This window comes from Flavobacterium sp. RSP15, from assembly GCF_003968755.1.
Taxonomy (GTDB): domain Bacteria; phylum Bacteroidota; class Bacteroidia; order Flavobacteriales; family Flavobacteriaceae; genus Flavobacterium.
Genome location: NZ_RYDL01000007.1, coordinates 86,364 through 104,056, shown reverse-complemented (window position 1 = coordinate 104,056; position 17,693 = coordinate 86,364). Strand labels below are relative to the sequence as shown.

Annotated in this window: 19 protein-coding genes and 1 pseudogene; 9 read left to right on the top strand and 11 right to left on the bottom strand. The window is 35.3% G+C overall.

The annotated features are described in order from the left end of the window. Positions 1-2 precede the first annotated feature (2 nt). The gene (locus EKM00_RS15090) at positions 3-131 is read left to right on the top strand and encodes a hypothetical protein (protein ID WP_255416275.1); all 129 of its coding nucleotides are present in this window, start codon (positions 3-5) and stop codon (positions 129-131) included. Between the two features lie 248 nt (positions 132-379). After that, positions 380-745: pseudogene (locus EKM00_RS09575) on the top strand (ribulose-phosphate 3-epimerase); the annotation flags it as partial. Between the two features lie 243 nt (positions 746-988). Here EKM00_RS09575 and EKM00_RS09570 read toward each other — a convergent pair. Further along, on the bottom strand, positions 989-1,492 hold the full coding sequence (locus tag EKM00_RS09570; protein WP_126452779.1) for a CvpA family protein: 504 nt from the start codon (positions 1,490-1,492) through the stop codon (positions 989-991). Between the two features lie 146 nt (positions 1,493-1,638). Between EKM00_RS09570 and EKM00_RS09565 the strand changes: the two genes are divergently transcribed. From EKM00_RS09565 to EKM00_RS09555, 3 genes are all read left to right on the top strand, one after another. After that, positions 1,639-1,995 carry a hypothetical protein gene (locus tag EKM00_RS09565; RefSeq protein WP_126452777.1) on the top strand — a complete coding sequence of 119 codons (357 nt, stop codon included), beginning with the start codon at positions 1,639-1,641 and terminating at the stop codon, positions 1,993-1,995. Positions 1,996-2,078: 83 nt separating this feature from the next. Beyond that, on the top strand, positions 2,079-3,098 hold the full coding sequence (pheS, locus tag EKM00_RS09560) for a phenylalanine--tRNA ligase subunit alpha (RefSeq protein WP_126452775.1): 1,020 nt from the start codon (positions 2,079-2,081) through the stop codon (positions 3,096-3,098). A 78-nt stretch (positions 3,099-3,176) separates the two neighbouring features. Beyond that, the gene (locus EKM00_RS09555; protein ID WP_126452773.1) at positions 3,177-3,584 is read left to right on the top strand and encodes a hypothetical protein; all 408 of its coding nucleotides are present in this window, start codon (positions 3,177-3,179) and stop codon (positions 3,582-3,584) included. A gap of 228 nt (positions 3,585-3,812) precedes the next feature. Here EKM00_RS09555 and EKM00_RS09545 read toward each other — a convergent pair whose 3' ends face one another. The 4 genes from EKM00_RS09545 to EKM00_RS09530 all read right to left on the bottom strand — a co-directional run bounded on the left by EKM00_RS09545 (position 3,813) and on the right by EKM00_RS09530 (position 7,303). Then, positions 3,813-4,028, bottom strand: coding sequence for a hypothetical protein (locus EKM00_RS09545; protein ID WP_126452771.1), 216 nt, complete (start codon positions 4,026-4,028; stop codon positions 3,813-3,815). A gap of 38 nt (positions 4,029-4,066) precedes the next feature. After that, complete coding sequence (locus tag EKM00_RS09540) at positions 4,067-5,062, bottom strand: NAD(P)H-dependent glycerol-3-phosphate dehydrogenase (RefSeq protein ID WP_126452769.1); 996 nt, start codon at positions 5,060-5,062, stop codon at positions 4,067-4,069. Between the two features lie 308 nt (positions 5,063-5,370). Next, positions 5,371-6,534 (bottom strand): iron-containing alcohol dehydrogenase, encoded by a 1,164-nt coding sequence (locus EKM00_RS09535; RefSeq protein ID WP_126516015.1) that lies wholly within the window; start codon positions 6,532-6,534, stop codon positions 5,371-5,373. Positions 6,535-6,538: 4 nt separating this feature from the next. Further along, the gene (locus EKM00_RS09530; RefSeq protein ID WP_199734632.1) at positions 6,539-7,303 is read right to left on the bottom strand and encodes a type 1 glutamine amidotransferase domain-containing protein; all 765 of its coding nucleotides are present in this window, start codon (positions 7,301-7,303) and stop codon (positions 6,539-6,541) included. A gap of 86 nt (positions 7,304-7,389) precedes the next feature. Here EKM00_RS09530 and EKM00_RS09525 point away from each other — a divergent pair, with 86 nt between their 5' ends. Further along, on the top strand, positions 7,390-8,286 hold the full coding sequence (locus tag EKM00_RS09525; protein WP_126516014.1) for a LysR family transcriptional regulator: 897 nt from the start codon (positions 7,390-7,392) through the stop codon (positions 8,284-8,286). Here EKM00_RS09525 and nadD read toward each other — a convergent pair whose 3' ends face one another. From nadD to EKM00_RS09500, 6 genes are all read right to left on the bottom strand, one after another. Further along, positions 8,287-8,898 (bottom strand): nicotinate (nicotinamide) nucleotide adenylyltransferase, encoded by a 612-nt coding sequence (gene nadD / locus EKM00_RS09520; RefSeq protein WP_126516013.1) that lies wholly within the window; start codon positions 8,896-8,898, stop codon positions 8,287-8,289. Positions 8,899-8,965: 67 nt separating this feature from the next. Continuing rightward, positions 8,966-9,538, bottom strand: a complete 573-nt coding sequence (gmk, locus tag EKM00_RS09515; RefSeq protein ID WP_126516012.1) for a guanylate kinase — start codon at positions 9,536-9,538, stop codon at positions 8,966-8,968. Positions 9,539-9,653: 115 nt separating this feature from the next. Beyond that, entirely contained in the window at positions 9,654-9,827 is a 174-nt protein-coding gene (locus EKM00_RS14735) for a hypothetical protein (protein WP_158614889.1), read from the bottom strand. Positions 9,828-9,856: 29 nt separating this feature from the next. Beyond that, entirely contained in the window at positions 9,857-10,717 is an 861-nt protein-coding gene (locus EKM00_RS09510; RefSeq protein ID WP_126452757.1) for a YicC/YloC family endoribonuclease, read from the bottom strand. A 184-nt stretch (positions 10,718-10,901) separates the two neighbouring features. Next, complete coding sequence (locus EKM00_RS09505) at positions 10,902-11,789, bottom strand: DMT family transporter (RefSeq protein WP_126461822.1); 888 nt, start codon at positions 11,787-11,789, stop codon at positions 10,902-10,904. Further along, positions 11,789-12,139: an arsenate reductase family protein gene (locus tag EKM00_RS09500; RefSeq protein ID WP_126452753.1), complete on the bottom strand. Its 351-nt coding sequence runs from the start codon at positions 12,137-12,139 to the stop codon at positions 11,789-11,791. The genes EKM00_RS09505 and EKM00_RS09500 overlap by 1 nt, the downstream gene beginning before the upstream one ends. 75 nt (positions 12,140-12,214) lie before the next feature. Here EKM00_RS09500 and EKM00_RS09495 point away from each other — a divergent pair, with 75 nt between their 5' ends. The 3 genes from EKM00_RS09495 (at position 12,215) to kbl (ending at position 17,675) form a co-directional block, all read left to right on the top strand. Next, entirely contained in the window at positions 12,215-12,670 is a 456-nt protein-coding gene (locus EKM00_RS09495) for a DinB family protein (protein WP_126452751.1), read from the top strand. A gap of 173 nt (positions 12,671-12,843) precedes the next feature. Then, positions 12,844-16,434 carry a UvrD-helicase domain-containing protein gene (locus tag EKM00_RS09490; protein WP_126516011.1) on the top strand — a complete coding sequence of 1,197 codons (3,591 nt, stop codon included), beginning with the start codon at positions 12,844-12,846 and terminating at the stop codon, positions 16,432-16,434. A 47-nt stretch (positions 16,435-16,481) separates the two neighbouring features. Beyond that, positions 16,482-17,675, top strand: a complete 1,194-nt coding sequence (gene kbl, locus EKM00_RS09485) for a glycine C-acetyltransferase (protein ID WP_126452747.1) — start codon at positions 16,482-16,484, stop codon at positions 17,673-17,675. The last annotated feature ends 18 nt before the right edge of the window (positions 17,676-17,693 follow it).

Below are 17,693 nucleotides of genomic sequence, written 5' to 3'. Positions count from 1 at the left end.
TTATGAAAAGAATACACAAAAGTTTAAAAATTATTGGAATTCTAATGGCAATATCTCTATTCCTGGGATGCAAAGCAGATGAATTACCTTGTAAAAGTGTTGCTCAAGGAGAATTTATAGTAGTGGAGTAATTTTTTTCTACTAAAAATGGTTCTTAAAGACATCGTCCTGTTGAAACTTTCCAAAATAAGAAAACTGGATCTGTAAGTGATCGCCTTTTACTGCCAATGAAACTGTAAAAGAAGTGTTCCTGACACGGCTGTAAGGTTACGTTAAGTCCTGATGGTTTGTTCTAGAGATCATAAAAACTATTCCTATGGTATGGATATCCAAAAGAAAAAGGAGTTCGATATTGGCCGTGCTGTCTGTCCAATAAACCAAAATACTGCAAGCCATCAAAGCCGAAGGAATGAAAGCTGGAGTCGCCATTAATCCACACACAAATATTGACTTGCTAGAAGATGTAATCAACGACATTGATTTGGTTTGCATCATGAGTGTAAATCCAGGTTTTGGCCGACAATCATTTATCGAAAATACGTACGTAAAAGTTAAAAAATTAAAAGATTTAATCCATAAAAAAGGGGCGACTACACTTATAGAAGTTGATGGTGGTGTTACCAACAAAAACGCAAAACAACTTGTAGAAGCCGGAGCTGATGTTCTGGTAGCTGGAAGTTATGTTTTTAAAGCAGAAAACCCAACAGCTACAATTGCTGATTTAAAGAAATTGACAAGCCTATAATACTAAAAGTCCCGATCCAATTATTATTAGATCGGGACTAGTTGAAAATAAAATAGCAGTTACAAAAACCAACATGCAGCTGTCACGGTCAATGCAACTTTTATAAAGGAACGCTCTGAAAAACTCATTGAGCGCTTTAAAGACAAAATCGAAAAGCTTAAACAAAAAATTACAGATTTAAAAGGCAACTGATCCAGATTTCACCCCTGTTTTTTGAGGCTGCGACTAAAAACGCATTACTACTTACTTTTTTTTCAAACTACCATACCATTCCTGTAGTGAAGGATACATGAATCGCGCTGCTTTTTGGATTGGATTATAAAAAAGAGAATTATCCAGTGTCTCTTTTTTGGCCAACAGATGGTTGTAGTTAATCTTCTCGAAAACCGCGAAAACAATACCCAGAATCAAAACAGTTTTCAGCACCCTGAAAAAACCACCTCCCAAAGCATTCAACCAGCCCAAAAAAGCAAAATCAGCTACTCCTGTCAGTAATTTACCTAAACCTGAAACCACAACAACTACAATAATGAACGTAAGAACAAAAGCTACTACTTGAATGGTATTAGGATTCCATTTGACAAATCCCACTAATATGTCCCGCATATAGGAAGAAAATTGTACTGCAATATAAATACCGGCCAGTAGTGAAATTAGTGATGCTAACTCCATAAAAAGACCGTTTTGAAGGCCTTTGTAAAAAGCAAAAGCAAGCAATACACCCAAAATGATATCAAAAAATCCCATACTTAATTAATTTGCAACGATCAAACAGCAAATATAAAAGAATTATTCTTTACCATAGTCAATTTTCAAGTTCTTATCTTTGCGCGAAATAATTTTATGATAAATGAATTAATAACTCATGACACATAATTCATAATTAAACAAAAATGTCAAGAGACACACAACTTAAAGAACGCTGGGAACAGCTCGTAAATATACTTTCCAATCAATTTTCTCAAGGAGAAGATTTAGATTTAGACGCTATTATTTATCTAATTGGCGTACAAGAACTCGGGAAAGTACACAACGAATACAAGAAAGACGAAAAACTAAACCTAATGCATATCGCGATTTGCAGGTTATTAGAGCCTTATGGATTCTATGAATTTGAATTTTTTGACGAGGAAGGTTGGCCACATTACAAAGTAAAAGAGGAATTACCACCGCTAAAAGCTGGAGAACAATCCGTTTTAATGAAAGAAGCCATTGTGAATTATTTCCTGGAGAAGAAACTTATTGATTGATATTATTTATTGTACGGACCAGTCGTGACTTGTCCCTATCAACAAAAATCACTAAATTTGCATAATTAATTATTGGAATGAAAATGATAGATAAGATAAAAGAATATATTGGCGAAGCAAATGCTTTTTCAACGCAAAACCCAGCAGAACTAGAAACGTTCCGAATTAAATTCTTAGGAAGCAAAGGGCTTTTAAAAGACCTTTTTGCGGAATTCAAAAATGTGCCTAACGATCAAAAAAAGGAATTCGGACAAGTAATCAACCTGCTCAAAACATCTGCCGAAGACAAAGTAAAAACCCTTCAGGAAGCTTTAGAAAACAAAGAAGAAACGAACGGCTTTTACGGGGATCTCACGCGTTCGGCTGAACCAATAACTATTGGTTCCCGCCATCCTATTTCATTGGTGAAGAACCAAATTATTGATATCTTTTCAAATATTGGTTTCAATGTTTCCGAAGGTCCTGAAATCGAAGACGACTGGCATAATTTTACCGCATTGAACCTCCCGGAATACCATCCGGCACGCGACATGCAAGATACATTTTTTATACAAACCAACCCTGATATTTTGTTGCGCACACACACGTCTTCCGTACAGGTACGTTACATGGAAGAAAATAAACCGCCAATTCGGACCATTTCTCCGGGAAGAGTTTTTCGTAATGAAGCCGTGTCCTCTCGTTCTCACTGCATTTTTCACCAAGTGGAAGGGCTTTATATAGACAAAGATGTTTCTTTTGCCGACTTAAAACAAACCCTTTTGTATTTTACCAAAGAGATGTTCGGAAAATCAAAAATCCGTCTGCGTCCCTCCTACTTTCCTTTTACGGAGCCAAGCGCTGAAGTTGATATTTATTGGGGACTTAAAACAGAAACTGATTATAGAATAACCAAAGGAACCGGATGGTTAGAGATCATGGGCTGTGGAATGGTGGATCCAAACGTTTTAAAAAATTGCGGCATCAATCCTGAGGAATACAACGGCTTTGCCTTTGGAATGGGAATCGAAAGAATTGCCATGTTGTTGTATCAAATAGGCGATATCCGTATGTTCTACGAAAATGACGTGCGTTTCTTAGAACAATTCAAATCAAGTATATAAAAATTTAAGAGCACTGATTTTTGATTTTAGAAGTTTAAATCTGAAATCAAAAATCGGTAATCATCACTCAACAATCAAATGAAATCCGACATCATCACCCCCGAAGTAGAAAACGTATTCCTAGCTGCAGTCCAAGAATGGAGCGACGATTTCATGGAAAAAGTATGGTACGCCTATTTAATAAATGACAGTGACTTTTTAATCGAAAGCGTCATGGTTGTTTCTAAGGCATTTGGAACCATCAACGGTGAAATGAAAAAAACATCCCTCTTGCGCCACGCTTTTGTAGCAGTTCCGCCAGTTTCAGTAATGAAAATCGAAATGATTGAAAAAAGCGTTTTAGCACTCAACAATGAATTCATGCTGACTTTCTTTATCGGAGACAAACTATACGATAAAAAATACATTTTCAAAGCACAATCCATCTGCGAATCAGCAGTCGAAGAAGTGCCTATTTTATTTATTGATGGTGTTATCGTGAGATAAATCAGCACTATTGTCGCGTTTATTTTTTTTCTTCCAATTTAAATATCCTATTACAAATATTCCGAATAAGATGAAATAAAGCGTTCGGAACAGGTTTCTTTTGGAGAAAAAAGCATCCTCAAAAGAGCGTTCGAATAAGTCAAAAACGAGCAAGCTTAAAGAAAGAATAACTCCCCAAACCATCCCGTTTTTAATCTGAAATCGCCACCTTTTACCCATAAAAATGATTTAGCGATTTTGTTGTTTAACTTTGGACTTCCATGTAAAATAACCTAGAACAAAAATTCCTACACCAACATAAGCAGCTGCTCGAATATAAAAATTAGGGGTAGCAACCTGCACTGAAAAAGGGATTTCTTTAATGTCGAATAACACATTGAAAACTGTCATAAATACACCCCAAATTCCGCCAGTTTTAATTTGATATTTCCATCTTTCGCTCATGAAGTGATTGTGTTTTGATTATTAAATATATAGCAGAATTAATCCAGTTTGTCTGTCAGTTTCTTAAATATGGTTTTCGCATCTTTTCCTTCGTATAAAACCTCATAAACGGCATCAATAATAGGTGTTTTGGCACCATAAGCCTGATTTAGCTTATAAGCACTTTTAGTAGCGTAATATCCTTCAGCAACCATGCTCATTTCCATCATTGCTGATTTCACCGTGTAGCCTTTACCTATCATATTACCAAACATTCTGTTTCTCGAAAAAACGGAATAGCCTGTAACCAGTAAATCGCCTAAATAAGCAGAATCATTGATGTTGCGCTTCATTTTATGGACTTTCTTGATGAATTTTTTCATTTCCCTAATCCCATTACTCATCAATACGGATTGGAAATTATCTCCATAACCCAGTCCATGGGCCATTCCTGCGGCAATGGCATAAATGTTCTTTAACATCGCAGCATATTCAGTTCCTATAATATCATCCGTAATTTTAGTCTTAATATAATTTCCAGCGAGAGTATCGGCAATAATTTTTGCCTTATCAGAGTCGCCACAAGCAATTGTCAGATATGATAACCGTTCCATAGCCACTTCTTCTGCGTGACAAGGACCAGAGATTACACCAATATTATAATAAGGAATATCATATTTCACATGAAAATGTTCCCCTACAATCAAACTGGTCTCAGGAACAATCCCTTTTATAGCCGAAAAAATAATTTTATCTTTCAACGAAACAGTCAATTTTTCTAATTCACCCTCTAAAAAAGCGGAAGGAATAGCAAAGATAATGTAGTCCGCATAGGCTACTGCTTCATTAATATCATTGGTTAGCTTCAATTTTTGGGTATCAAATTCAACAGAGCTTAGGTAATTTGGATTGTGTTTGTAGGTCTTGATGTGTTCTATAGCAGCATCATTGCGCATGTACCATGAAATTTCGGTAAGATTTACGCATAACATTTTAGCTATGGCTGTTGCCCAACTACCGCCACCAATTACTGCAAATTTTATGTTTTCAGTCATTTTTTATTGAATTTACTCAAAAGTACTTAAAAACTATGAATCAAGCCACAAAAGCATCGCCTTAAATCTCGGGTTTACTAGGGTTTTCAACAGCAATGTCACAATATATTAAATTAAATTTAAAACATTTAATCTTTAAACACAATATAAATACATTAATCCCGTTAGTGCTTTATTATAGTTACTATTTTAACAAAAAAAATAGAATTGAATTAGTTAGTTATATATTTGAATTTTAAAAGGCGTTCCCATACAAAATGAGAACGCCTTTTTATTTAAACTGCCTTAAGTAGGAATAAGTTGTTGCACTAATAACTCATTTCAACAATTGACTTTACTTTTTCTAAAGTAATATTTTCTTTTTCGCCCAATCCTAACCAGCCTCTTTCTTTGAAACGTTCTACTATAAAATCAGCCGTTTTATCATAGTCTTTGGTGTAATCCGATAATTTAGTCTCCATTCCCATTGTATGGAAAAATTCGACTGTTTTATTGATCGCTTCGTTTGCTATTTCATCTTCGGTTCCCGTCAAATTGAAAATACGCTTTCCGTATTGTGCCAATTTTCCTTTTTTGGTTTCAAACATTACTCGGTATAAATTTGGACCTACAACCGCCAATGTTCTGGCATGATCAATTCCGTACAAAGCGGTTAATTCATGACCAATCATGTGCGTAGCCCAATCTGAAGGGACACCTTTTTGGATTAATCCATTTAGAGCCATCGTACAACTCCACATAAAGTTAGAAGCCAAAGCATAATCTTTAGGATTCTCAACAACATCAGGACCAACTTGAATCAAGGTCTGTAAAATACTTTCGGCAATTCTATCTTGAAGATATCCTTCATGTGGATAAGTTAAATATTGTTCCAAAACATGGGTATAGGCATCAACAACTCCGTTTTGCAATTGTCTTTTAGGTAAAGATTCAATGACGGTTGGATCGCAAATAGAAAATTTTGGAAACAAGGCGCTACCTCCAAATGATAATTTTTCTTGTGTAGATTCAATGGTAATTACACCGCCAGAATTCATTTCACTTCCTGTTGCTGGTAACGTTAAAACTGTTCCAAAAGCAATTGTTTTAGATACATCTTTAGTTAATACTTGTTTTTGAAGAATATCAATAGGGTTTCCTTCAAAGTTAACGGCAGCCGAAATGAATTTTACCCCGTCAATTACAGATCCCCCACCTACGGCAAGGATAAAATCGATGTTTTGTTCCTTAATAATGGTTACGGCTTTCATCAATGTTTCAAAATGTGGATTTGGCTCGATTCCAGAAAATTCTGCGATTTCAAAATCTTTTAAAGCATTAACTACCTGTTCATGGATTCCATTTTTAAAAATACTTCCGCCTCCATAAGCCAAAAGAATTTTTGCGCCCTGTGGCACTAAAGTCGAAAGTTTTTCAATTTGTCCTTTTCCAAAAATTAAATTAGTAGGATTGTATAATTCGAAGTTTAACATGTTTTTATTTTTTTAAATTCAATTGATTTAATAATTTTTCTGCAACCAATTTAGACGAAGCTGGGTTTTGTCCTGTAATCAGTAATCCATCTTCAACGGCATAAGGTTGCCAGTCGGACACTTTTGAATACGTTGCGCCATTTGCCTGCAATGCATCTTCTAGTAAAAATGGAACTACGTCAGTCAAACCAACAGCTTCCTCTTCCGTATTAGAAAATCCGGTTACTTTTTTTCCTTTTACCAAAAAATCCCCATTTACTTTTACGTTTTTCAACACCGCTGGTGAATGACATACAAAAGCGACAGGTTTATTATTCGTGTAAAAAGCTTCAATCAAAGCGCTTGAGTTTTCATCCGTAGCCAGATCCCATAACGGTCCGTGACCTCCTGGATAAAAAACGGCATCATAATCCGACTCTTTTACATCGGCTAATTTATGTGTGTTTTTTAGTTTTGCCAATAACTCGGTATCAGCATCAAATCGTTTAGTATCTTCAGTTGCTGCAGATGGATCTTCACTTTTTGGATCTATAGGTGGTTGTCCTCCTAACGGGGTAGCAATATCAATAACAACTCCTTTATCTGCTAATTCATAATATGGTGCAGCAAGCTCTTCCGTCCAAAATCCTGTTTTTTCTCCCGTGTTACCCAGTTTATCGTGACTCGTAACAACAAATAATACTTTTTTCATACTTTTTTTATTTTGTGCAGTTGCTGTAATGCAACTTACTGTTAATGCTATAACGGCAAAAAATGCAACTTTCTTCATTTCTTATTTTGTTTTTACAAATTTAGGGCGAATATGTTATTTGTAAAAATAATTTAAATTATGTTTGTGATAAATATATTTATATCATGGTTAATCTCGAATGGTACCGAACGTTTAAATCGGTTTATAAAAACGGTAATTTTTCGTTGGCGGCCAAGGAATTATTTATCAGTCAACCTGCCGTAAGTCAACAAATATCAATGTTGGAAGCGCATGTAGGATACAAACTTTTCAATCGAAAGTCGAAAGGTGTGGAACCAACGGAATATGCTAAGTTACTCAATAATTTAATTATCGAAGCATTAGACCGACTGGAAAATGTGGAGAATGGTTTTCGCGCCAAAGCATTCAATGCCAACAGATTAATTTCAATTGGCATTTCGAAACACTTGATGCGCAGCGTGGGAAGTTGTTTGATAGCGAAATTTGAATATATCGATTTCAGCTTTCATGAAAACGACACGCTTTTTGAATTGGTGGATTCTAAAAAACTGGATTTTGCAATTGTGACCAAACAATATGACACGTTTGATACGATTCAGAAAAAAGTTGGAAAAATTAAACAAATCCTTATTGGGTCTAATACGATCGATGCTTCCAAATTAAAGTCCAATATCAAAATAAAAGATTTCACGGCAACCGAATTTTGGCTGAATGACCAAAAGTGGTTCAGCCACAATGCACAGATTCCGCATATAAAGTTGTTTTGGCTATATGTTTTTAATAAAAAAAGGCCCTCAATGATTTCCAATTATATCATTCCCTCGGAGTATGAAATGCTGGAAATAATTTCGAAAAATACCGGAATAGCAGTTGTTTGGGATATAAACGCAAAAAATTTAATAGCAGAGAAGAAAATCCAATTGTTGTGGAACAGCAAGCAAATGCCAAGTACGGATGTGTTTGTATTATCCGGTAAAAACGATAATTTGAGTCCTGTTTTTGAGAATATTCAATTGGAATTAAAAATAATTCTGGCGTAATTACTTCTTATAAAAGTTGTTATGATCAATACATTCCCAAACTTTTGCAGGCAATAAAGGTTGCACATTTTTCCCTTTTTTAATATTATCCCGAATAAATGATGACGATATTTCGACAACCGGAGCATCAATCAGGTGGGTTTTTGGGTGATTATTGAAAGTTGTATTTTCTGCTTCCGAAGAAATGGCTTCGCCTGTTTGGTCTTTGTTTTCGAGTCTAGGATACACATAAATCTCGTGATGCGCCAGAATAGCTTCGTAGTTTTTCCATTTGTACAACGACCTTAAATTGTCTTCGCCCATGATTAACGAAAACTCGTAATTGGGATATTTTTCCTGCAAGTGAACTAAGGTATTTATTGTATAATTGGGCTGTGACAATTTAAACTCAATATCAGAAGGTTTGATTTTTAGATAATCCTCGGTGGCAAGATGCACCATTTGCAACCGATGATAATCTTCGAGCAAAGTATTTTTTTTCTTCAAAGGATTGTGTGGCGTAACCACCATCCATACTTGGTCTATATCTGCGTGCTCGGCCATGTGATTGGCAATGATAAGATGTCCAATATGAATGGGATTAAACGTTCCGAAATAAAGTCCTATTTTCATTTTATTTTAGTGAGTCGTGAATAATGAATTGTGAGAAGAAGCCTTTCACTTCTCACTATTCACTATTTCACTTGTTTACATAATTCTTTACCAATTGATATGCTTCTTCCAAAGCAATATTTAAATCGTAGTTTTTTATAATCACATCAAATTGTGGCGCTGTAGCCAATTCAACAGAAGCTTTAGCGATGCGCATATTGATTTTGTCATCACTTTCGGTAGAACGTTCCTTTAATCTTCTTTTTAGTTCATCTACGCTTGGTGGTTTCACGAAAACAGCTAAAGTTTCTTCCGGAAATTTATGCTTGATGCGCAATCCACCAGAGACATCAATATCAAAAATTACATTTTTACCTATGGACCAGATGCGTTCCACTTCACTTTTTAGGGTTCCGTAGAAATTATCACGATACACTTCTTCCCATTCCAAAAAATCTTCGTTCTTGATGTGTTTTTTAAAGTCTTCGGTAGACATGAAATAATAATCTTTTCCATTTACCTCTTCGCCTCTTGGCTCGCGGGAGGCTGCCGAAATAGAAAACTCCAGATTCAAATCTTCTTTGCTTAATAAATGCCTAACTATGGTGGTCTTCCCTGATCCTGACGGTGCTGAGAATACGATTAATTTTCCTTTTTTCATTTTAAAGTCATTGCGAGGAACGAAGCAATTTCACCCTCTTTTTATTTTCCCTCAGTGTGTGTTTATCTAAATATAATTAGATATTATTTATCCCAAGAGAATTTGTCAATTAATCTTAATTGAGGTATTCCCCTCCGTGATATTCTGAATTTGGATATTCCTCAATCCATTTTTCTAAATTTTCATCTAAATAATATACTAACCAACCAGAACTATCTATTTTAATTTTTGTTAGTCCCTTCTTTTTCTCAAAAAACTTGTCGTCAGTTAGAATTATATTTTTTAGCATTAAATCTAAATTTGTTAATCAACTCTTTTCTACAATACGTTCAATACCTGCTCCTTTATTTTTTCTAATTCGTCTTTCATCTGAACGACTAATTTCTGCATTTGTGCGTGATTGGATTTAGAACCCATCGTGTTGATTTCACGTCCCATTTCCTGGGTAATGAAACCTAATTTCCGACCATTGGCCTCCGTTCCGTTGATGGTTTCCAAGAAATAATCCAGGTGATTCGTCAAACGTACTTTTTCTTCCGTGATGTCTAATTTCTCCAAATAATAAATCAATTCCTGCTCAAAACGGTTTTCGTCTACATTCACTTTAAGTTCAGCAATTGCAGTTTGCAAACGGTCTTTTATTGCCTGAACACGTTCTGGATCAAGTGCCAAAGCTTCCGTCATATACTGCCTAATGTTGCCAATGCGCAATTGAAATTCTTTTTCAAGAGACATTCCTTCATCTCTTCTAAAGGTCAAGATGTTTTGCAAGGCTTCTTCGATAACGGTTTGGATTTGTACCCAATCGTTTTCATCGATTTCATCGCGTTCTATTTTCATGGTGTCCGGCATACGGATTGCCATTTTCATCAGTTCCGTTTCATCTGCATCAGCATACACTTCTCTTAACTGATTGATGTACCCTTTTACAATGGGCACATTTACTTTCGTAGAAGTTTGTTCGGCAGTAGTTTCGATAAAAACAGAAAAATCTACTTTGCCTCTTTCCAGCTTCAGTGCGATTTGGTTGCGTAAACCCAATTCCATTTCGCGATACAGCGAAGGCATTCTCACATTCAAATCCAAACCTTTACTGTTTAAAGATTTCACTTCTACCGTGATTTTTTTGGTTGGTAATTGCAAAGTAGCTTTACCAAAACCCGTCATTGATTGTATCATATAATTTTCTAAAAGAGGTCAAAGATACTAAAAAAGTGGTCAGTGGTCCGTTTTTAGTAAACAGTGACTCGGCATAAGTACATATTTAGTAATCAAATTTTAATTTTTGAGTTGATATAAATAGCCCAACGAACGTTATAAAAGACAATAACCTGCAATTTAGGCGCTGAACACTAACAGCTGATTACTGCACACTCTTTTTCTGTGTCACTAAATAAACGCCGATAAATATCAAAACTGCCGAACCAATTTTTACCAAACTCAATTCGTCTTTGCCCAAGCTTATCGCAAAAATAGTGGCAAATAGCGGTTGCAAATAAATAAAAACGGCAACCGTCGTTGGTTTTAATTCTTTCATCGAAAGCAAATTAAGCAAATAGGTCAGAAATGTAGAAATGACGACAACAAATCCAATTTTCCAGCAAATATCCATGGGAACCAAAGCCCAGTCCACCGTTTGAAATTGGCTCCAGCCAAAAGGCAAAACCATAATAAATCCAAATAAATAAATCCATTTTACAAACGTAAACGCATTGTATTTATCCATTAATTTCTTGACGATAATTAGGTAAAATCCATAGGAAATAGCATTGACCAATACCAGAAAATTCCCCAATCCAGCGTTTGTGGCGCTGCCAATGGATTTTCCGTACAGAATAAGAAAAGCAGTCCCTATCAGACCAAGTATAATTCCAAAAACCATTCGTTTTTGCATGCGTTCCTTCATGATGATGGCCGAAAGCGTCAACACAATCATTGGTGTGGAAACCATGATAACTGCAGCACTAATAGGCGAAGTAAGGCTTAATCCTTTGAAAAATGTAAGCATATTAAATGCTACGCCAAAGAAAGCTGCGGCAATAATTCGGGGAAAGTCATTGAAGGCAATTTTCTCCTTCGGCATAAAAAGCCAAAAGATCCAAAACAAAATCATTGAACCACCTACGCGCAACAGTATAAAACCATAGGCATCAATATACAACGGCATGACATCTTTGGCAATAGTAAACGTGACTCCGTAAATAATAGAGACAAAAGTAGCACCAATTAGTGCAAGATTTCTTTTGGACATTATGCCAAGGCTTTCATTACCTGCAACATATTTTGTTGGGTATTCCCGATATAAATCTTGTCTTTGATGATAAATACAGGGCGACTCAAAAACGTGTAATGTTCCAGAATGTATTTTTTATAATCGTCTTCGGTCAAGGATTTATTTTTTAAATCCATCGATTTGTACAGTTGTGCTTTTTTGCTAAAAAGCGCTTCATAACTTCCGGAAAGTTCGCGCATTCGTTCTAATTCGGCAACAGTAATTGGATCTTGTTTGATGTCGTGAAACTTAAAATCATGCTCTTTAGGAAGTGATTTTATGATTTTTCTACAGGTGTCGCAAGAAGCGAGATAATATATTATGTCCATATAAATAGCAATTTCTTTGTGCAAAGAAAATTCATTTGACACGGAAAATGATTATTTTTATCAAAAAATAAAAAAATGAATCAAATATTAGACATTACTTTAACCAGCCGAAAAATAGTTTCACAGTTTTTAAAAGGATATACTTTAGCGCAACTCAACACGATTCCGGAAGGATTCAACAATAACCTGATTTGGAACATCGGTCATATAATAGTGACACAGCAAGTATTAGTTTATAAATTATCGGGTTTACCGATGATGGTTTCTGAGGAAATGGTAGAAAAATATAAAAAAGGAACTAAGCCAGAACATATTGCAACACAAGAAGAATTAGCCGAAATGAAGGATTTGTTATTTGAAACTATCAATCAAACTAAACTTGATTTTGAAAATAAAAACTTCAAAAACTTCACTGAATATCCTACATCAACAGGGTATACGCTAGAAAGTGCTCAGGATGCAATGGCTTTCAATGATTTTCATGAAGGGCTTCACATTGGGATTATGATGAGCATTAGAAAATTTATTTAATCACTTTTTGCAAAAGAAAAATTCCCTGTTACTTGCTTTGTTTTTCATTAAGACACAACCCTGAAAAGGAAGCACAAGCAGTTTGGTTTTTTGTACTTGAATACTATAAAAAGGGTTCTTTTTTATAAAAAAAGTAGTAATTTATATAACTCACAGCGTATAATAATAGCAACATGCAAAGACCTTCATTTTCCATATACGATGCATCAGCTGGATCCGGAAAAACCTATGCGCTTGTCAAAGAGTACCTCAAGATTATTCTTGTTGCAAAAAAAAATGATGCCTATCGCACTATACTGGCCATTACGTTTACCAACAAAGCGGTGCACGAAATGAAAAGCCGAATTGTGGGTAGTCTTTCTGAATTTGCAAAAGACGAGCCCAGCCACAAAGCCCAGGACTTGATGCAAGATTTAGCAATAGATACAGAACTTTCGATCCTCGAAATCAAAACTAAATCACAGCAAATCATCAAGCATATTATTCATAACTACGCTGCATTTGATATTTCTACGATTGATAAATTTACGCATAAAGTAATTCGGGCCTTTGCGCATGATTTGAATTTGCCCATGACTTTTGAAGTCACCCTGGACACTGAAAATTTATTAATTGAGGCTGTAGATGCTATAATTGCTCAGGCCGGTGAAGGTGAAACGTTGACAAAACTGCTCATCGATTTCACGATGGAAAAAACTGACGATGATAAATCTTGGGATATTTCCCGTGAAATTCTAGAGACAGGCCGTTTGATCCTCAATGAAAATAACAGAAACGAAATCACGCAGTTTCAGGATAAATCCATCGCTGAGTTCGTTGCAATAAAAAAGAAATTAGTAGAAGCCAGTAAAGATTTAGAAAAACAGACTGTTGTTTTTGCAGCAGCGGCTTTGTTACTGATTGATACCAATGGAATTGATGTAAAATCGTTCTCGGCAGGACATTTTCCCAAACATATATTGAGCATTCAAGAAGGAAAATTCAATCCAAAAAACAAAACCTTTCATGAATTTGAGGATGTCAAAATCAATAAAACAGCAAAAGATCGTGCGATTATTGAAAACATAATTCCAGATTTATTGCAATTCTTAGACAAAGTTTACAAAGCTTTCGAAAAGATCCATTTCTATAAAGCCTTCCTGAAAAACATTACACCACTTTCCTTATTAAATACGGTAAGTAATGAATTAGCCAAAATACAAAGTGAACAAAATGTACTTTCCATTTCAGAATTTAATGCCATAATCCATAGGGAAATTCAAAACCAGCCGGCGCCTTTTATATACGAACGATTGGGGGAACGCTACCGCCATTTTTTTATCGATGAATTTCAGGATACTTCGGAGATGCAATGGCAAAACCTGATTCCGCTTATTGATAATGCCCTTTCCGGACAGGATGATTATGGAGAAAAAGGAACCTTGATGATTGTGGGCGATCCCAAACAGTCTATTTACAGGTGGCGCGGCGGAAAAGCCGAACAGTTTATTGAATTGAGCAAAGATCAAAACCCGTTCAATAATCCTGATAAAAAACTTGAACATCTTGATAAAAATTACCGAAGTTATTCGCAGGTAATCGAATTTAATAATGAATTTTTTAAATTGTTGTCCGGTGAATTTGCTCATTTAGATTACAAAGAGTTGTATGAAAATCACAGCCACCAAAAAACCAATGACAAAACAGGAGGTTATGTGAATATTTCTTTTATCCCAAAGGTAGAGAAAACAAATGATAATCCGGAAGCTTCTGGAGACGAAGAAGCTTTAGATAAAACTGATTTATATGTTTTGGCCACGCTGAATACGATTCAAAAAGTAATTCAAAAAGGATTTGAATACAAAGATATTGTCATTCTTACCCGGAAACGAAATCAGGGAATTGCGATTGCGAACTATTTGACAGAGCAAAGAATACCGCTTTTATCCTCGGAAACGTTAATGATTCAAAATGCTACTGAAGTACGATTGATTATTCATTTATTAAAATACCTGAAAAACAACGCTGATTTAGAAGCTAAGGCGAATTTCCTGTACTATATAGGAACGCATATTCAGGACAGATTACCTGTTGCTGATTTCATTGCCAAAGGAATGGCATTGTTTCAGGAAACGGATTTCGAAAATTGGCTGGTGAGTTTTAATATTTCATTGTCGTTTCAAGACATTAGAAAAAAATCATTGTATGAAGCGGTGGAGGTTATTATTGCAAAGTTCCTCTCCCCGGCCCTCTCCAAAGAAAAGGATGACGAAGTGGTTAATCGTAAGGATAAATTCCATCTTATTGAATCAATACATGCTGAGAAAATTCTTTGGATGGAGTTTAAATCTAGATCATTTGAAGATTATAAATTCAGGCAACACCATTTGATAGCTGATTTTATTGTTCATTTTGTTTGTTTATCGAAAAAACTGGTTGTTGAAGTGGATGAGGATTATCATTTTACCGAAGAGCAGGTTCAGTTAGATAATAATAGAACAATTACCCTAAATAAATTAGGGTATAAAGTCATTCGATTTACCAATGAACAGGTTATAAAGAATATTTCGGAAGTTTTAAAACGAATAAAAGAAGAATTAATTCAACGAGAAGAAATTCAAGACTCCAACTTATCGGTGTCGGCTCCTGCAGCTTCGGGGAAGGTTGGGGAGGGGAATGCCTACGTCCAATATTTTTTAGACATAGTTCTGGAACGTGACATTCGCAACCAAGCAGGAATTTCTGATTTTTTAAATTTCTGGGATAAAAATGCACAAAAATTTAGTATTCCTTCACCAGAAGGAAATAATGCCGTTCGGATTATGACAATTCATAAATCAAAAGGATTGGAGTTCCCGGTAGTCATTATGCCATTTGCAGAGGAAGATTACAACAGGAAACCAAAAGATAAATTGTGGCTCAATGCTGAAGGAGGAATTTTTGGCCTGTCAAAAGTATTAATTGATAACAATAGCGCCGTAGAAGGATTTGGAGAGGAAGCGGCTGAGATTTACAATCAAAAGAAACAGGAAGAATTATTAGACAATATCAATGTTCTTTATGTGGCTTTGACCAGAGCGGAGGAACAGTTGTATGTGATTTCAAATATGAATTTATCCAGTAAAGGGGAAGTTCCAAAAAATAATATGTGTGCTTTTTTTATTAATTATTTAGAGAGTAAAGGGGAATTCGATACCGATAAATTGGAATATGATTTTGGGGATATCGCTAAATTATCAAAAGAAAAAAAACACATTGATACCTCCAAAACAATTCCGTTAGTTTTGGAAATTTTGAATCCAAAAAACATTAAAATTGCACAAAGAGAAGCATTGATGTGGGGAACACAACAACAGGAAGCCATTGCCTATGGAAACGTCATTCATGAGATTTTATCTTTTGTGAAAACGAAAAACGATATAGATTTAGCTATAACAAAAGCGATTGAAAACGGACTCATCGTTTTTAAACAAAAGGAAGCCGTTTACAGTACCATACAGGAAATTGTCACTCATACAGAACTAACCGATTATTTTTCGGAAGGGAATGAGGTACTGAATGAACAAACAATTATTCAAAAGGAAGGAAAGACTATAAAACCGGACCGAATGGTTTTGACAAAAAATAAAGAAGTGTTGCTGTTGGATTATAAAACAGGAACACATAATCCTAAATACCACTTACAATTAGAAAAATATCAAAATGCAATTGAATTAATGGGGTATAAAGTGGTAAAAAAAGTACTAATTTATATAGGAAAAGAAATCGATGTAGTAAATTTGTAGTCTAAAAAATGAATTATTCGCAAAATTGAATTTTAAAAACATAAAAAATGTACGGAAAAATTAAAGACTATTTACAGTCAGAATTACAAACAATAGAAGACAATGGAATCTTCAAATCAGAGCGCATTATCACCTCACCACAAGATGCAGAAATAACGATTTCGACAGGAGAAACGGTTTTAAATTTTTGTGCCAATAATTATCTTGGCTTGTCATCCCATCCAGAAGTTGTTCAGGCTGCAAAAGACGCTCTTGATACGCATGGTTTTGGAATGTCATCGGTGCGTTTTATTTGTGGAACACAAGACATTCATAAAACTTTAGAAAAAAAGATTTCTGAGTTTTATGGCACAGAAGATACCATTCTTTATGCAGCCGCTTTTGATGCAAACGGAGGTGTTTTTGAACCCTTATTAGGAGATCAGGATTGTATTATTTCGGATAGTTTAAATCATGCCTCTATTATAGATGGTGTTCGTTTGTGTAAAGCGACGCGATATCGCTATGAAAATAGCAATATGGGAGACCTGGAAAAGCAGCTGATTAAGGCTACAGAAGCCGGTACCCGTTTCAAATTAATTGTTACGGATGGTGTTTTCTCCATGGATGGCGTTGTAGCTCCGTTGGATAAAATTTGTGATTTGGCCGATAAATATGACGCAATGGTTATGGTTGATGAATGCCATGCTGCCGGATTTATTGGTGCTACCGGAAAAGGGACACTTGAGTTAAAAGGAGTCATGGGAAGAGTAGATATTATTACGGGAACCTTAGGAAAAGCACTTGGTGGCGCCATGGGAGGGTATACGACCGCTAAAAAAGAAATTATAGAAATATTACGCCAACGTTCCAGACCGTATTTATTTTCAAATTCTTTAGCACCAGCAATCGTTGGAGCTTCCATTAAGGTTTTTGAACTCTTAGAAAAAGATACAACACTTAGAGACAAACTAGAATGGAATACTAATTATTTTAGAGATGGGATTAAAAAAGCAGGTTTTGATATCATTGATGGGGATTCTGCAATAGTACCGGTGATGTTATATGATGCAAAATTGTCTCAAACAATGGCAAATGAATTATTAAAAAGAGGAATTTATGTCATAGGCTTCTTTTTTCCAGTAGTTCCTAAAGATAAAGCAAGAATTAGAGTACAACTTTCTGCGGCACATACAAAAGCGCATTTAGATCAGGCAATAAATGCATTTGTAGCGGTAGGAAAAGAGCTAAATGTTGTATAATTCGCACTTTTAGCCTTG

Bases quoted from the DNA above. Each gene is read 5' to 3' on its own strand.
- EKM00_RS15090 (WP_255416275.1), top strand. From the start codon at position 3: ATGAAAAGAATACACAAAAGTTTAAAAATTATTGGAATTCTAATGGCA.
- EKM00_RS09570 (WP_126452779.1), bottom strand. From the start codon at position 1,492: ATGGGATTTTTTGATATCATTTTGGGTGTATTGCTTGCTTTTGCTTTT.
- EKM00_RS09565 (WP_126452777.1), top strand. From the start codon at position 1,639: ATGTCAAGAGACACACAACTTAAAGAACGCTGGGAACAGCTCGTAAAT.
- pheS (WP_126452775.1), top strand. From the start codon at position 2,079: ATGATAGATAAGATAAAAGAATATATTGGCGAAGCAAATGCTTTTTCA.
- EKM00_RS09555 (WP_126452773.1), top strand. From the start codon at position 3,177: ATGAAATCCGACATCATCACCCCCGAAGTAGAAAACGTATTCCTAGCT.
- EKM00_RS09545 (WP_126452771.1), bottom strand. From the start codon at position 4,028: ATGAGCGAAAGATGGAAATATCAAATTAAAACTGGCGGAATTTGGGGT.
- EKM00_RS09540 (WP_126452769.1), bottom strand. From the start codon at position 5,062: ATGACTGAAAACATAAAATTTGCAGTAATTGGTGGCGGTAGTTGGGCA.
- EKM00_RS09535 (WP_126516015.1), bottom strand. From the start codon at position 6,534: ATGTTAAACTTCGAATTATACAATCCTACTAATTTAATTTTTGGAAAA.
- EKM00_RS09530 (WP_199734632.1), bottom strand. From the start codon at position 7,303: ATGAAGAAAGTTGCATTTTTTGCCGTTATAGCATTAACAGTAAGTTGC.
- EKM00_RS09525 (WP_126516014.1), top strand. From the start codon at position 7,390: ATGGTTAATCTCGAATGGTACCGAACGTTTAAATCGGTTTATAAAAAC.
- nadD (WP_126516013.1), bottom strand. From the start codon at position 8,898: ATGAAAATAGGACTTTATTTCGGAACGTTTAATCCCATTCATATTGGA.
- gmk (WP_126516012.1), bottom strand. From the start codon at position 9,538: ATGAAAAAAGGAAAATTAATCGTATTCTCAGCACCGTCAGGATCAGGG.
- EKM00_RS14735 (WP_158614889.1), bottom strand. From the start codon at position 9,827: ATGCTAAAAAATATAATTCTAACTGACGACAAGTTTTTTGAGAAAAAG.
- EKM00_RS09510 (WP_126452757.1), bottom strand. From the start codon at position 10,717: ATGATACAATCAATGACGGGTTTTGGTAAAGCTACTTTGCAATTACCA.
- EKM00_RS09505 (WP_126461822.1), bottom strand. From the start codon at position 11,789: ATGTCCAAAAGAAATCTTGCACTAATTGGTGCTACTTTTGTCTCTATT.
- EKM00_RS09500 (WP_126452753.1), bottom strand. From the start codon at position 12,139: ATGGACATAATATATTATCTCGCTTCTTGCGACACCTGTAGAAAAATC.
- EKM00_RS09495 (WP_126452751.1), top strand. From the start codon at position 12,215: ATGAATCAAATATTAGACATTACTTTAACCAGCCGAAAAATAGTTTCA.
- EKM00_RS09490 (WP_126516011.1), top strand. From the start codon at position 12,844: ATGCAAAGACCTTCATTTTCCATATACGATGCATCAGCTGGATCCGGA.
- kbl (WP_126452747.1), top strand. From the start codon at position 16,482: ATGTACGGAAAAATTAAAGACTATTTACAGTCAGAATTACAAACAATA.